The following is a 14,596-nucleotide window of genomic DNA, read 5'->3' as shown; positions in this document are numbered from 1 at the left end:
ACGTCGAAAGCCCCCGTCCGGTCGACCCGGACGGGGGCTTTCGGCTCAGGCAGAACCTAGGCGAACAGACCCTTCAGAGTCCCCTCGTGCGCCGTGCGCAGCTCGCTCAGCGGAATGCTGAACTCGCCCTGGATCTCGATCTCGTCGCCGTCCACGACACCGATACGGGCGACGGGCAGACCCCGCGCCCCGCACATGTCGTTGAAGCGGAGCTCCTCGCTGCGCGGGATCGACACGACCGCGCGGCCGGCCGACTCCGAGAACAGGAAGGTGAACGCGTCCAGACCGTCCGGGACGACCAGCCGGGCACCCTTGCCGCCCCGCAGGCAGGACTCGGTGACCGCCTGGATCAGGCCGCCGTCGGAGAGGTCGTGCGCCGCGTCGATCATGCCGTCGCGGGAGGCCGAGATCAGGATCTCGCCGAGCAGCTTCTCGCGGCCCAGGTCGACCTTCGGCGGCATGCCGCCGAGGTGGTCGTGCACGACCTGCGACCACGCCGAGCCGCCGAACTCCTCGTGGGTGTCACCCAGGAGGTAGAGCAGCTGCCCCTCCTGGGCGAACGCGACCGGCGTGCGCCGGGTGACGTCGTCGATCACACCGAGCACGGCCACGACCGGCGTCGGGTGGATCGCCGTGTCACCGGTCTGGTTGTACAGCGACACGTTGCCGCCGGTCACCGGGGTGCCCAGCTCCAGGCAGCCGTCCGCGAGACCACGGGTGGCCTCCGCGAACTGCCACATGACGTCCGGGTCCTCGGGCGAACCGAAGTTCAGGCAGTCCGAGATCGCGAGCGGCTTGGCACCGGACGCGGCGACGTTGCGGTACGACTCGGCCAGCGCGAGCTGCGCGCCCGTGTAGGGGTCGAGCTTGGCGTAACGGCCGTTGCCGTCGGTCGCCATGGCCACGCCCAGGTTCGACTCCTCGTCGATCCGGACCATACCGGCGTCCTCGGGCATCGCGAGCACCGTGTTGCCCTGCACGAAGTGGTCGTACTGGTCGGTGATCCAGGACTTGGAGGCCTGGTTCGGGGAGGCGACCAGCCTCAGGACCTGCTCGCGCAGTTCGGCGGCGTTCGCCGGGCGGGCGAGCTTGCCGGCGTCGTCCGCCTGGAGCGCGTCCTGCCACGACGGCCGGGCGAACGGCCGGTGGTAGGTCGGGCCCTCGTGCGCGACGGACCGCGGGGGCACGTCCACGATCTGCTCGCCGTGCCAGAAGATCTCCAGCTGCGAGCCCTCGGTCACCTCACCGATGACGGTGGCGATGACGTCCCACTTCTCGCAGATCTCCAGGAAGCGGTCCACGTGCTGCGGCTCGACGATCGCGCACATGCGCTCCTGCGACTCGCTCATGAGGATTTCCTCGGGCGAGAGGGAGGAGTCGCGGAGCGGCACCGTGTCCAGCTCGACGCGCATGCCGCCGGAGCCCGCGGAGGCCAGCTCGCTCGTGGCACAGGAGAGCCCGGCGCCGCCGAGGTCCTGGATGCCCGCGACGAGCTTCTCCTTGAAGATCTCCAGGGTGCACTCGATGAGGAGCTTCTCCTGGAACGGGTCGCCGACCTGGACGGCGGGGCGCTTGGTGGGCTTGGTGTCGTCGAAGGTCTCCGAGGCCAGCACGGAGACGCCGCCGATGCCGTCGCCGCCGGTGCGGGCGCCGTAGAGGATGACCTTGTTGCCGGGACCGGAGGCCTGGGCGAGGTGGATGTCCTCGTGCTTCATCACGCCGATGCAGCCGGCGTTGACGAGCGGGTTGCCCTGGTAGCAGGCGTCGAAGACGACCTCGCCGCCGATGTTCGGCAGGCCGAGGCAGTTCCCGTAGCCGCCGATGCCCGCCACGATGCCGGGCAGGACGCGCCGGGTGTCGGGGTGGTCGGCGGCACCGAAGCGCAGCGGGTCCACGACCGCGACCGGACGTGCGCCCATGGCGAGGATGTCGCGGACGATGCCGCCGACGCCGGTCGCCGCGCCCTGGTAGGGCTCGATGTACGAGGGGTGGTTGTGCGACTCGACCTTGAAGGTGACCGCGTAACCCTGGCCGACGTCGACCACACCGGCGTTCTCGCCGATGCCGACGAGCATCGCGTCGTTGTCGGGGACCTTCTCGCCGAACTGCTTGAGGTGGACCTTGCTGCTCTTGTAGGAGCAGTGCTCGGACCACATCACGGAGTACATGGCGAGCTCGGCGCCGGTGGGACGGCGGCCCAGGATCTCCCGGATGCGGGCGTACTCGTCCTCCTTGAGGCCGAGTTCCTTCCAGGGCTGTCCGGCGTCCGGCGTCTCGGCCGCGTGCTTGACCGTGTCGAGGCTCATGCGTTGACCAGCTTCTTGATGATCGAGGTGAAGAAACCCAGGCCGTCGGTGCGACCGGTGCCGATGAGCGGCTCGACGGCGTGCTCCGGGTGCGGCATCAGACCGACGATGTTGCCCGCGGCGTTGGTGATGCCGGCGATGTCGCGCAGCGAGCCGTTCGGGTTCACGTCGGAGTAGCGGAAGGCGACGCGGCCCTCGGCCTCCAGCTCGTCGAGCGTGCGCTCGTCGGCGGTGTACCGGCCGTCCATGTTCTTCAGCGGTACGGAGATCTCCTGGCCCGCGGTGTAGTCCGAGGTCCAGGCGGTCTCCGCGTTCTCCACCCGCAGCTTCTGGTCGCGGCAGATGAAGTGGAGGTGATTGTTCCGCAGCATCGCGCCGGGCAGCAGGTGCGCCTCGGTCAGGATCTGGAAGCCGTTGCAGATACCGAGGACCGGCATACCGGCCTTCGCCTGCGCGATGACCGTCTCCATCACGGGCGAGAACCGCGAGATGGCGCCGGCGCGCAGGTAGTCGCCGTAACTGAATCCGCCCGCCAGGATGACGGCGTCGACCTGGTGCAGGTCCTTGTCACGGTGCCAGAGCGATACGGGCTCGGCCCCCGCGATCCGGACGGCCCGGAGGCTGTCCTTGTCGTCGAGCGTGCCGGGAAAAGTGACGACTCCGATACGGGTGGTCACTTCTCCTCCTCCACCTTGACGGTGAAGTCCTCGATGACGGTGTTGGCGAGGAAGGTCTCGGCGATCTCGTTAATGCGGGCGAGGGCGGCGTCGTCGACCGGCCCCTCGACCTCGAGCTCGAAACGCTTTCCCTGACGAACGTCCGCGATTCCGTCGAAGCCGAGACGGGGCAGTGCGCGCTGCACAGCCTGTCCCTGCGGGTCGAGGATCTCCGGCTTGAGCATGACGTCGACTACGACGCGTGCCACTGGCACTCCCGGTGGTGTGGTGCGGCTGTGTCTCCGAGGGGTTCCCCAGATCCCCGCGGGTCCACTCAGCGTACCTGGCCGGAAATTCTACGCGGGTAGATATCACGTGGTCCGGATCACGTCGTGATATCGGAGCGGGGCAACACACGGAAAGACCCGGGGAAAAAATCTTCACCCCGATTACGCGGGGGCGCCACACGGAAGCAACACGCGGAAGTAATTGGACGGGCTTCACAATGCACCTCCCACCGCTGTACAAATGAATACAGGGAAAGCACGATTGTCCCGGAACAGTCGACACCCGTCGATCCGTATCCGCCCAGCCGCCGGAAGGCCGGCATCAGCGCACGCCAGACGTGACGATGCCGCAGGAAAGGACCGATATCCGTGGCTCAGCGCGTCGTGGTCACACTCTCCGACGACATCGACGGGGGAGAAGCGGCGGAAACGGTCTCCTTCTCCCTGGACGGGAAGTCCTACGAGATCGACCTCAATCCCGCCAATGCAGAAAAACTGCGCAAGGCACTGGCCCCGTACGTCTCGGCCGGCCGAAAGCAGACAAATACCGGCAAGCGCGGCAAGGCTCCGGTGACCTACCACCACACCTCCCTGGCACCCGACCCCGCCGCCGTGCGCGCGTGGGCCCGCTCGCACCGGATGGAGGTGCCGGCCCGCGGCCGGATCCCCAAGAAGGTCTACGAGGCGTTCCACGCGGCGAGTTGAGGGCGACGCCCGGAATGTTCCGTTCCGGTCCGGCGTCCCCGGCTCCCTGGGCCAACACCTCGGGGAGCCGACTTGCACAACACCCCTGCAGGTCGGCTAGAGTCTGGAGCACGCCGAAGGGCAAGGCCGAAAAGCCGGGTCCGACGCAGCGTGCGGGTGTAGTTCAGTAGTAGAACATCCCCCTTCCAGGGGGAAGGCGCAGTGTGCAATTCCTGTCACCCGCTCTGCACTGCCTTACCGGACCACTCAGTGGATCAGGTAGAGTAGTGAGCGCTCCACCGGTGAAAGCCGAGTGGCGGCAATGCGGACGTAGCTCAGTTGGTAGAGCGCAACCTTGCCAAGGTTGAGGTCGCCAGTTCGAACCTGGTCGTCCGCTCTTGATTCAAAGGCCCTGGTCGATTTCGACTGGGGCCTTTGGCGTTTCCGGTTATCGACGCAGGCAGGATGTGCGCGCGCGTGATGCGCGGTGACGGCGCGCTCCACCGGCATCTCATCTCGACTTCCGCCACCGACGTCGCCATGCCGCCGTGTCGGCATCGGCATCGGCATCGGCATCGGCATCGGCATCGGCATCGGCATCGGGAATGTTCGGGGCATCGGGGCCGCCCCTGAGCGCCGGGCCGTCCGGAGCCGTGACCGATATCTCGTTTCCCGCGCCACTCACGCAGAGCCCTGCGCGCCGCCGCGTCGGGCCGAAGGTCCGCCGGCGGCAGCTGGATCTCCCCGGGCTCGGAGGCCGGCCTTCTCGGGACCGACGGCGACGGGGCGGTTGTCGTCACGCGCGACCCGGAGTTGCCGGCGCGGACGGTGTGAAGGACGCCACATCGCCGACGGCGCCGGACTGCCGGGCCACCGCACCCCGTTCACCACGGATCCCCGACGGCCGGGGCTCCGGAGCACGCGCGCGCCGCAGCGTGGGGCGTTCTCCTCGAAGCCGGTCAGCGTTCACCGGTCGGCCGCGATCACTCCGATGTGCCCGCCGGAAACCACTCCGTACAACCGGAGTTGGCCGTCGAACCGGGTCCTCGCCGGGGTTCCGTGCCGACGGCCCGGGGGCCGTGCCGCCGGAGCTCGCGACCGCCGCGGGGCTCCGTCCGCCGAGGTCGCGAAGCGCGCGTTCCCCCGGCAGCGCGAGCACGACCGGCCGTCGGCCGGCAGCCGCCTCCGCGCTCCGGCGGAGCACCGTCCTGAGGCGGTGCGTCTCAGAGGGGTGCGAGGTTGGGTATAGTAAGCACCGCGCTACGGCGCACGCGGACGTAGCTCAGTTGGTAGAGCGCAACCTTGCCAAGGTTGAGGTCGCCAGTTCGAACCTGGTCGTCCGCTCCATGAAAGAAGGCCCCGGTCATCGCGACCGGGGCCTTCTTCCGTTTCGTCAGCGACCGTCGGCGGGCCAGCTCAGACCGGTGAGGAGCTCGTACGCGTCCAGGTACTTGGCGCGGGTCGCCTCGACGATCTCCTGCGGAAGCGCCGGCGGCGGCTCCTCGCTGTGGCGGTCCCAGCCGGAAGCCGGAGAGGTCAGCCAGTTCCGCACGAACTGCTTGTCGTACGACGGCTGCGCCCTGCCGGGCTCCCAGCTCTCGGCGGGCCAGAAACGCGACGAGTCGGGCGTCAGCACCTCGTCCGCGAGGATCAGCTCCTCGCCACCGTCGGCGCTGGGCGCGAAGCCGAACTCGAACTTCGTGTCGGCCAGGATGATCCCGCGCTCACGCGCGATGTCCCGGGCCCGCCCGTAGACGTCCAGGGTCGTCCGGCGCAGCGCCGCCGCCGTCTCAGCGCCGACCTCGCGGGCGACCTCCTCGTACGACACGTTCTCGTCGTGGTCGCCGACCGCGGCCTTCGTGGCCGGGGTGAAGATCGGCGCCGGGAGCTCGGAGCCGTCGACCAGGCCCTCGGGCAGCGCGAGACCGCAGACCGTGCGGGTCGCGTCGTACTCGATCAGGCCGGAACCGGTCAGATAGCCGCGGGCCACGCACTCGACCTGGACCATCCGCAGCGAACGGCAGACCAGGGTCCGGCCGGCCCAGTCGTCGGGCGCCCCGGCCGGGAGGTCCGTCGACAGGACGTGGTTGGGCACGAGATCGGCGAGTTGGTCGAACCACCACAGCGACAGCTGCGTCAGGACACGGCCCTTGTCGGGGATCTCGGTGGGCAGGACCCAGTCGTACGCGGAGATACGGTCGCTGGCGACCATGACGAGGTCACCGGCCTCGTTCCGGTACAGGTCGCGCACCTTGCCGGTGTGCAGGTGGGTGAGCCCCGGCACCTGCACGGGCTCGGGCTTTTCTACGAAACCGGACACGCTGCCTCCGCGTAGGTTGATCCAGGAGTGGTTCCGATTGTCCCGCATGCGAAGGGGCCGCGCCGACAGGGGTCACCTCGCGGACGGGGAGCGGTGACGGTTCGCGCGTCGTACGCCGGGAGCGGGCCCGCTTAAGACGCCGGGTGCGGGCCCGCCTCGTACGCCGGGTGCGGGCTTCGGGCTTCCCCGAAGGCCCGGGCCACGTCGGTCGGGCGGGCGCAGCCTCTGTCCGTCGAGGCTGCGCCGGGGCGGTCAGTCGCGTTTGCAGATCCGGTCGAGGAGGTTCGCCGTGGCCCGCTGGACGCGGGCGTCCACATGGCCCGGCCTGTCGAGCGCGGGGGACCAGGCGAAGGTGCCGGAAGCGAAGACGAGGGCACCCGAGGGTGCGCGGTAGAGCGAGGTCTCCTGGTGCCGGACGGCCCCCTCGCTGTCGCTGTACGGGGAGTGCGCGAGCAGCATGCGGTTCTCGTGCTCGGGGAGGGACGTACGCGGGAAGTAGCGGTCCGCTTCGCCGGCGACCAGCCCGGCGATCTCGTCGCCCTCCGCCGCGCCGGTGGCCTCCCAGAGCCAGTGGCCGCCGTTCCGCACGACCAGGGGGTGGGGTTCGGGGACCCGGCCCGCGTACTGGATGCCGAGCAACTGCTGTTCCGCGCGGTCGACCTCACGCCACAGCGCCGGCTTCCCCGGGCCGCGGCGCTTGCGGCAGGTGAGCAGGCGGTCGGGGACACCCGAGGGCGACGGGCCGAGGCCGACCTGCCAGTACATGGTGTTGGCGGACAGGAACACCAGCGAGGTGCCGATGTCCCGGGCCTGCTCGGCCGTGCGGCGCATCGGGACCGACCAGTACTCGTCGTGGCCGGGGAAGACCAGGCCTCGGTAGCGACTGGGGTCGACCCGTCCGGCGTGCAGGTCGCGGGCGTCGGCGTACGCGAGGTCGTAGCCGTAGCGCTCGGCCCAGCGGATGAAGTCGTAGGCGTGGCCCACGTGGAGAGGCAGGCCCGCGCCCGCGTAGGGGCGGTCGAAGCTGATGGTGACGGCGGCGTCCTCCTCCCCCAGCAGCCGGCCTTCCTCGTCCCAGGCGTGGTAGAGGCTGGCGCCGGTCCGGCCGTCCTCCGGATAGAGGTTGTAGGCCTGCCACGTGATGTCGGGAAGCAGGAGCAGCAGGTCCGCCGGGTGGTCGTCGCGGACCGTGAAGGGGATGTGCGAGCGGTGCCCGTCGGCGGTGGTCAGCACGGCCACGTATGCGCCGACCGACCAGTACGTGGGGATCTGCAGCCGCCAGGAGAGCCACCAGTGGTGGCAGGAGACCGTCCGCTCGGCCGTCAGCGGCGCCGGCTGCACGATGCCGGACAGGCGCGGGCTCGTGGTGATCTTGGCGGCGCCGTCTCCGGCGTAGTGCCCGATGCGGTAGACGTCGACGGAGAACTGCTGGGGCGGGTCCACGGTGATGTGGAAGTCGATGGCCTCGCCGGGAGCCGCCGCGCCCGGGGACACGAACCCCTTGATCTGGCGGTGCACGTCGTCGGCGGTCCGCGTACCTCCGCCCGATCCGCTGCGGCCGAGGGCGGTGTCGGCGTACCAGGGGACGACCTGGCCCGTGTCGTCGAAGTAGTTCTCGCTGCCGCGCAGCCAGGGCAGTGGTCCCATGCCGAACGGGTCGCTCACGGCATGCGCGAGGGCACCCGATTCCCATCGCCGAATATGCTCCGCCCCCATCGCGCACCCCTCCCTCGTCCCCCGTGAGACCCGATGCGCCGGACGTCGGCGCGGGCCCCCAGCACATCACATAACGCGCGCGGTCCGTCACCGTTCGTCGCGAATTGACGTGAACGGAAGGAGCTCATCCAGGTATTGACTGGACATACGGAGCATTTCGCCTGTTAAGAGGACGGACGGTCGTTCAACCCAGGCGCACGGGTTTGTCCGCGCGGACTCCGACCGCGGTGAGCCAGGAGCGCAGCGGCTCCGCGTCGCCGTCCTCCACGAGGCTCAGCACCGGGGCTGCCGGATCCGACCTGCGGCCGCCGTCCACCAGCAGGGCGGGACCGTCGAGCCAGTCGAGGCCGGGCGCCGCTCCCGCGGTGTCCACGGCGGCGCAGCAGACCATCGCCACCACGTGGTCGGCGAGCAGCTCCGTGCCCGTGCGCGGCGGCTGGAGGGGGAAGAGTGGGAGCGGCACCGGGCCCCAGAGGTCCTGGGCGTCGGCGGCCGTCCCTGCCGGTGAACCGTCCACCGCGCCGCTGCCGCCGGCCTCCCCCGGGCGCGGCCCGGTCCCCGCTTCGTCACGGGCGACGGCCGCACCGATCCCGGCCGCGAGCGCCTCGCCGTCGGCGCCGGGCGCCGCGAGATGGTCGATGACGCGCGCCAGCGTGGGAACCACCGCCCCGTCCGCCCCCAATGCCCCCGGTCCGCCCACCGGCACGCTGGCGGCGACGCCCAGCGCGTCGAGCACCCGGTGCAGCCGGGCCGCCTCCGAACGCCACTTGCGGTCCACGACCTCCTCCGGGTACTGCTGCCAGTCGACGGGGGCCCAGCCCGGGCCGGGCTCCGCCGGGCCGCCGTGGAAGAGCCGGGCCGCGAGCAGCGAGGCCGCCTCGTCGGCGGCGCCGGGCTCCTCGATGAGGTCGCAGGCCGGACGCTCCCCCAGCCGGTCGGCGAAACCCTCGGCGAGCCGGTCGCGCCGCGAGAGCTCCGTCAGCGCGGAGACGACACCCGCGTCGAGCCGTGAGGGCCAGCGGCCCATCCGCCAGGCCGGCAGCGCGACCCGGGTCAGCAGCCGGTCCCAGCCCGCGTAGGCGAGGCCGACCTGCTCCTGGGCCCGGATTCTCAGGCTGTAGTCGACGTCCTGCGCGCGGCCCGACGCGGCGGCGGCGACACAGCGCTCCATCTCGGCGGCGTGCCCCCGGCACCCGCGCAGCATCATCCTGGCGACCCACCCCACGAAGGCCGTGGGAATGCGCCGGACGACGCCCTGCCCGGGGAGAGCGGCATCGGCCACGGCGGCGTCCAGGCCACGGACGAAACGGCGGGCCGCGGCTATGTCGGGGTGCGCGGACGGGCCGGTGCCCGCGACGACGGGGGCGAGCACCGCGCGCAGCTCGGCGACCCGCATCCACCACAGGAACGGGGAGCCGATGACCAGCACCGGGGCCACGGGAGCCCGGCGCCCGCGCCCGGCGCCCGCCGGTCCCTCGTCCGACGCGCCCGGTCCGGCGGACGGGTGCGTACGGTCCGCCGCGGAGGTGTGCGTACGCTCCGCCGATGCGGGGTGCGTGCGCTCCGCGGAGGGATGCGTACGGTCCTCCAGCCAGCTGTCGCAGTCGGGTGTCAGCGCTATGGCGGACGGCGCCGGGACGTCGAGCCGGTCGGCGAGATCCCGGACCAGCCGGTACAGATCGGGGGCCGCCGCCTCCGTGAGGGGCACCGTCGGGCTGACCGCCGGCCTCGCGCGCGCCAGGGCGACGCCCACCCCGGCGGCAGCCAGGAGCACCACGACGGCGCACGCCGTCACCACCCAGGCCGCCGTGGCCCACACGCTTCCGTCGACGCGCCCCTGACCACTCGCGACGAGCAGCACGACGGCCACGCCTGCCGGGAGGATCGCCAGGGCGGTGGCTCTGCTGCGGATGCGCAGCAGGGCCAGGGCCCTGGCGCGCGCTGTGTGCGCGCCCAGCTCCTCAACCGAACCGGTACCGGACACGGCTGTACGTCACCCCCTCTGCCCCCGCGACGGTGTTGGTCACTCCCCCACTGTGGCACCCGTCACTGACATCGCAATGCCGGTGGGCCAAGTGCCGGAACGCTTGCGCCGCACCCTAGTTGGGGGCTCGGCAGCCGTCATCCGGATGGCCGAGCCGTCACCCGATGGAATGGCTTTGGGCAAAGCTGCTGACGCGCGCGCGAGCGGGGGTCCGGTGATACCCGCGCGCGGCCCGCCGGAACCCGGCGGGCGCCGGACGCACCTGTGCCCGGCGCCTCGCGGGAGGGCCGGGCACAGGGCGGACAGGTGCGGCTCAGGCCTCCTCGGCGGCCTTACGCGCGATGTCCGTACGGTGCTGGGAGCCGATGAGGCGGATGCGGCCGAGCGCCGTGTAGGCGCGCTCACGGGCCTGCGTGAGGTCCTTGCCGGTCGCCGTCACGGAGAGCACGCGCCCTCCGGCGCTGACCACCGCGTCGCCGTCCTGCCGCGTACCGGCGTGCAGGACGAAGGCGTGGGGCGCATCCTTCTCCGCGACGTCCGCGAGCCCCTCGATCGGATCCCCGGTCCGGGGCGTCTCCGGATAGTTGCGGGAGGCGATGACCACCGTGACCGCGGCGTCGTCGTGCCACGTCAGGGCGGGTACGGCGTCGAGGGTGCCGTTGGCGGCGCCGAGCAGGACACCGGCCAGCGGCGTCTTCAGGCGGGCCAGGACCACCTGGGTCTCCGGATCCCCGAAGCGGGCGTTGAACTCGATGACCCGCACCCCGCGTGAGGTGATCGCGAGACCCGCGTACAGCAGCCCGGAGAACGGGGTGCCGCGCCGGCGCAGCTCGTCGACGGTCGGCTGCAGAACGGTCCGCATGACCTCGTCGACCAGCTTCGGGTCGGCCCACGGGAGCGGGGAGTACGCGCCCATGCCGCCGGTGTTCGGGCCCTCGTCGCCGTCCAGCGCGCGCTTGAAGTCCTGGGCGGGCTGGAGGGGGAGCACGGTGGTGCCGTCGGTGATCGCGAAGAGGCTGACCTCGGGACCGTCGAGGAACTCCTCGATGACGACCCGCTCGCAGGCCAGGGCGTGCGCACGGGCGGCTTCCACGTCCTCGGTGACGACGACGCCCTTGCCGGCCGCCAGACCGTCGTCCTTGACGACGTACGGCGCCCCGAAGGCGTCGAGTGCCTCGTCGATCTCGGCGGGCGTCGTGCAGACGTAGCTGCGTGCCGTCGGGACGTTGGCACCGGCCATGACGTCCTTGGCGAACGCCTTGGAGCCCTCCAGGAGCGCGGCCTCACGGGAGGGGCCGAAGCAGGGGATGCCGGCCGCGCGGACGGCGTCGGCGACACCGGCGACAAGCGGTGCCTCCGGACCGACGACCACCAGCTCGGCGCCCAGCTCGGTGGCGAGGCGCGCGACGGCGTCGCCGTCGAGTGCGTCGACCGGGTGCAGTTCGGCCACCTCTGCGATTCCGGCGTTGCCGGGAGCGCAGTACAGAGCGGTGACATCGGGGTCGAGGGAGAGAGAGCGGCACAGGGCGTGTTCGCGGGCGCCGCCGCCGATGACGAGGACCTTCACGGGATGCAGCCTAGCCGCCGGGGGCGAAGGGCCTCGACGGGCTCCGCTCCGTGGACGGTCGGCGGGGTCCGGTGCAGGGACGATCAGCCGGGGTCCGGTACGGGGACGGCCGGCCGGGGGCGTAGGGCCGGGGTGTGGGGCGTGGGGGTGTAGGGGCCGGCCTCAGTCGTTGGTGAACTCCTCCACGACCGTCGCCCCCAACTCGCGGACGATCAGGTCGTGCCCGGAGAGCGCGGAGTCGACCAGGTCGGGGTCGTCCGCCTCCGCGGTGTCGTCCTCGGGCGCGACCGGCCGTGGAGGCTCGGGGGCCGCCCGGTCGTAGGAAGACGGCTCGGGTCGGCCCTGCTCCTGCTGCGGCGCCTGCTGTACGGGCGGCGGGCTCTGCTCGGCCGGGGCGGGCCGGGGTTCGTAGGACGGAGCCGGCGGCGCCGACGGGGGCTGGTACGGGGCGGCCGGCGGCCGGCCCCCTCCTCCGCCTCCACCGGTCTGCGGTGGCATGCCGCCACCGCCGGACGGGTCGACGACCGCGTCCACGCGCCAGTTGGCGTTGAACTGCTGGGCCAGCGCCTGCTTCAGCACCTCCTCGCTGCCGCTGCTCGCGAAGGTGTCGCGCGCTCCGGCGTTCAGGAAGCCGATCTGCAGGGTGCTGCCGTCGAAGCCGGTGACCTGGGCGTTCTGGCTGAGCAGGATCCAGGTGAAGCGGCGCCGGTTCTTCACGGCCTCCAGGATGTCCGGCCACATGGTGCGCACCTGGGCGGCACCTTGGGCCATACCCGGGGCCGCCTGCGCGGGCGCCTGGCCGGCCTGGGCAGCAGCCGGGGCCGGGGCGGGTGCGGCACGGTCGGGAGTCGGAGCGGGCGGCTGTGCCTGCGTCTGCGGCTGTGCCTGCGGGACACCGCCGCCGGGCGCGGAAGCCGTGGGCCAGCCACCGGGGCGGCGGGCGGCCTCGGCCCCACTGCCCGCTCCGGCAGCGGCGGGCCATGCTCCGGGACGCTGTCCTGCGGGGGGATGCTCGACGGGCGGGGCCGCCTGCGGCTCGGGGGGCGCGGGGGACCGCTGCACGGCCGGGGGCGCCACGGCCTCCGCGGCGACGGGGGCCGCCGGCGGCGCATCGGCGGGAGCACCGCCCTGGACGTCACCCCGAACGGCGGCGCGGGCGGCGGCCGGGCCGCCGGACATCGCGGCGCCGGTTCCATGGGCGTCCGGTCCCGGTGCGTAACCCATGGCGGGGCCGGGGCCGGCAGGGACGGGGCCGGCGGGGACGAACGACGCCGCGCCGCGCTCGAGCCGGTCCAGCCTGGCCTGCAGCGAACGCTCGTCGTCGAAGGCCGCGGGCAGCAGGACCCGGGCGCAGATCAGCTCCACCTGGAGCCGGGGCGACGTCGCCCCGCGCATCTCGGTGAGTCCCTCGTTGACCAGGTCGGCGGCACGGCTCAGCTCCGCGGCGCCGAAGACGGACGCCTGCGCCTGCATCCGCTCCACCACGTCGGCAGGGGCGTCGATGAGCCCCTTCTCCCCGGCGTCGGGCACGGCGGCCAGGATCACCAGGTCACGCAGTCGCTCGAGCAGATCGGCGACGAAGCGCCGGGGGTCGTTCCCGCCCTCGATCACGCGGTCCACGACCTCGAAGGCTGCGGCCCCGTCGCCCGCCGCGAAGGCGTCCACGACGGAGTCCAGCAGGGACCCGTCCGTGTAGCCGAGGAGCGAGGTCGCCATGGCGTATGTCACACCGTCGTCGCGTGCCCCGGCGAGCAATTGGTCCATGACGGACATCGAGTCACGCACGGAACCGGCGCCCGCCCGCACCACGAGGGGCAGCACGCCGTCCTCGACGACGCTGCCCTCCTTGCCGCAGACCTCCGCGAGGTAGCCGCGCAGCGTCCCCGGCGGCACGAGCCGGAAGGGGTAGTGGTGCGTACGCGAACGGATCGTGCCGATGACCTTCTCGGGCTCGGTGGTCGCGAAGATGAACTTCAGGTGCTCCGGCGGCTCCTCGACCACCTTCAGCAGGGCGTTGAACCCCGCCGGGGTGACCATGTGGGCCTCGTCGATGATGTAGATCTTGTACCGGCTCGACGCGGGCCCGAAGAAGGCCTTCTCCCGCAGGTCACGGGCGTCGTCCACGCCTCCGTGCGACGCGGCGTCGATCTCGATGACGTCGATCGACCCCGGCCCGTTGCGCGCGAGGTCCCGGCAGCTCTGGCACTCCCCGCAGGGCGTGGGCGTGGGGCCCTGCTCGCAGTTCAGGCAGCGGGCGAGGATGCGCGCACTGGTCGTCTTCCCACAGCCGCGCGGCCCGCTGAACAGGTACGCGTGGTTGACCCGGTTGTTCCGCAGGGCCTGCTGCAACGGGTCAGTGACATGCTCCTGACCGATGACCTCGGCGAAGGACTCGGGGCGATAGCGGCGGTACAGCGCAAGGGACGACACACATACGAGGTTATCGGGGCGCACCGACAACTGGCCCCGCCCCGGAACAGCCGCCCCGGCGGGACACGGCACCCCGGGCACGCAAGGGCCCCCCACGCACCCGCCAGAGCCGACCTACCCTTGCTGCCTTCCGGCCCTGGGGGAGTTCAGTCAGATAGCGCCACGTGAGGGGCTGACGCCCACCTTAGCCGATCCCCGCCCCCTGCCGTCCACCCGCTCCCCCGCGACGATCCGGTCGGAGAGCACCCCGGAACGATCTACGGGGAACGTGTTCGCGAGCACCCCCTGGCGTCTTGTATTGTTTGCCGCGGAGGATTCGCCTAGTGGCCTAGGGCGCACGCTTGGAAAGCGTGTTGGGGGCAACCCCTCACGAGTTCGAATCTCGTATCCTCCGCCATTGCTCTCACCGGGCAATACGTCGAAGGGCCCCACCGTTAGCGGTGGGGCCCTTCGACGTTGTCCTGGTCTCAGTTTCGGTCTCGCTTATTTCCGGCCTTCGCGACACTTCGCCCAGGCGTCGTGACGTGGCTCCCTCTCGGCGGTCATTCCGGTCGGTCTGTACTCCGGGACCTGGCCGAGGGTCGCCCCCGTTCCGCTCCCGAGTAGTACGTCGGCACGTACATGGTCAGGGATCCGGAGCCCATCG

The 14,596-nt window shown here is 71.7% G+C and carries 9 protein-coding genes, 4 tRNA genes and 1 other RNA gene; 5 read left to right on the top strand and 9 right to left on the bottom strand.

The window, feature by feature from the left end; translation table 11 throughout:
* Positions 1-56: 56 nt before the first annotated feature.
* The 3 genes from purL to purS are packed head-to-tail and all read right to left on the bottom strand — an operon-like array spanning position 57 to position 3,231.
* A complete protein-coding gene (purL, locus tag ACFYY2_RS17165; protein ID WP_388743155.1) occupies positions 57-2,306 on the bottom strand; it encodes a phosphoribosylformylglycinamidine synthase subunit PurL in 2,250 nt (749 codons plus the stop codon).
* On the bottom strand, positions 2,303-2,983 hold the full coding sequence (purQ, locus tag ACFYY2_RS17160) for a phosphoribosylformylglycinamidine synthase subunit PurQ (RefSeq protein WP_388743152.1): 681 nt from the start codon (positions 2,981-2,983) through the stop codon (positions 2,303-2,305). The genes purL and purQ overlap by 4 nt, the downstream gene beginning before the upstream one ends.
* The gene (gene purS, locus ACFYY2_RS17155; RefSeq protein ID WP_099173088.1) at positions 2,980-3,231 is read right to left on the bottom strand and encodes a phosphoribosylformylglycinamidine synthase subunit PurS; all 252 of its coding nucleotides are present in this window, start codon (positions 3,229-3,231) and stop codon (positions 2,980-2,982) included. Before purS ends, purQ begins: the two co-directional genes overlap by 4 nt.
* A 387-nt stretch (positions 3,232-3,618) precedes the next feature.
* On the opposite strand from purS, the gene ACFYY2_RS17150 reads away from it, so the two are divergent.
* From ACFYY2_RS17150 to ACFYY2_RS17135, 4 genes are all read left to right on the top strand, one after another.
* Positions 3,619-3,954, top strand: coding sequence for an Lsr2 family protein (locus ACFYY2_RS17150; protein ID WP_388743149.1), 336 nt, complete (start codon positions 3,619-3,621; stop codon positions 3,952-3,954).
* A gap of 152 nt (positions 3,955-4,106) precedes the next feature.
* A tRNA-Gly gene (locus ACFYY2_RS17145) sits at positions 4,107-4,178 on the top strand.
* 79 nt (positions 4,179-4,257) lie between these two features.
* A tRNA-Gly gene (locus ACFYY2_RS17140) sits at positions 4,258-4,330 on the top strand.
* 874 nt (positions 4,331-5,204) lie between these two features.
* Positions 5,205-5,280: transfer RNA gene (locus ACFYY2_RS17135), tRNA-Gly, on the top strand.
* Positions 5,281-5,326: 46 nt separating this feature from the next.
* Here ACFYY2_RS17135 and ACFYY2_RS17130 read toward each other — a convergent pair.
* From ACFYY2_RS17130 to ffs, 6 genes are all read right to left on the bottom strand, one after another.
* Positions 5,327-6,253 carry a phosphoribosylaminoimidazolesuccinocarboxamide synthase gene (locus ACFYY2_RS17130; protein WP_388743146.1) on the bottom strand — a complete coding sequence of 309 codons (927 nt, stop codon included), beginning with the start codon at positions 6,251-6,253 and terminating at the stop codon, positions 5,327-5,329.
* A 252-nt stretch (positions 6,254-6,505) separates the two neighbouring features.
* A complete protein-coding gene (locus ACFYY2_RS17125; protein ID WP_388743144.1) occupies positions 6,506-7,969 on the bottom strand; it encodes a N,N-dimethylformamidase beta subunit family domain-containing protein in 1,464 nt (487 codons plus the stop codon).
* A 184-nt stretch (positions 7,970-8,153) separates the two neighbouring features.
* The gene (locus tag ACFYY2_RS17120; RefSeq protein ID WP_388743141.1) at positions 8,154-9,953 is read right to left on the bottom strand and encodes a hypothetical protein; all 1,800 of its coding nucleotides are present in this window, start codon (positions 9,951-9,953) and stop codon (positions 8,154-8,156) included.
* A 313-nt stretch (positions 9,954-10,266) separates the two neighbouring features.
* Positions 10,267-11,520, bottom strand: a complete 1,254-nt coding sequence (purD, locus tag ACFYY2_RS17115; RefSeq protein WP_388743138.1) for a phosphoribosylamine--glycine ligase — start codon at positions 11,518-11,520, stop codon at positions 10,267-10,269.
* 162 nt (positions 11,521-11,682) lie between these two features.
* A complete protein-coding gene (locus ACFYY2_RS17110; protein ID WP_388743135.1) occupies positions 11,683-13,950 on the bottom strand; it encodes a DNA polymerase III subunit gamma and tau in 2,268 nt (755 codons plus the stop codon).
* Between the two features lie 80 nt (positions 13,951-14,030).
* Positions 14,031-14,127: signal recognition particle sRNA small type (gene ffs, locus ACFYY2_RS17105), an RNA gene on the bottom strand.
* A 132-nt stretch (positions 14,128-14,259) separates the two neighbouring features.
* Here ffs and ACFYY2_RS17100 point away from each other — a divergent pair.
* Positions 14,260-14,347 (top strand) — tRNA-Ser (locus ACFYY2_RS17100).
* Positions 14,348-14,596: the final 249 nt, after the last annotated feature.

The sequence above is a fragment of the Streptomyces sp. NPDC001822 genome, assembly GCF_042892135.1.
Lineage (GTDB): Bacteria > Actinomycetota > Actinomycetes > Streptomycetales > Streptomycetaceae > Streptomyces.
Note: the sequence above shows the minus strand (reverse complement) of the source record. Positions and strands in the feature narration are given on the sequence as shown.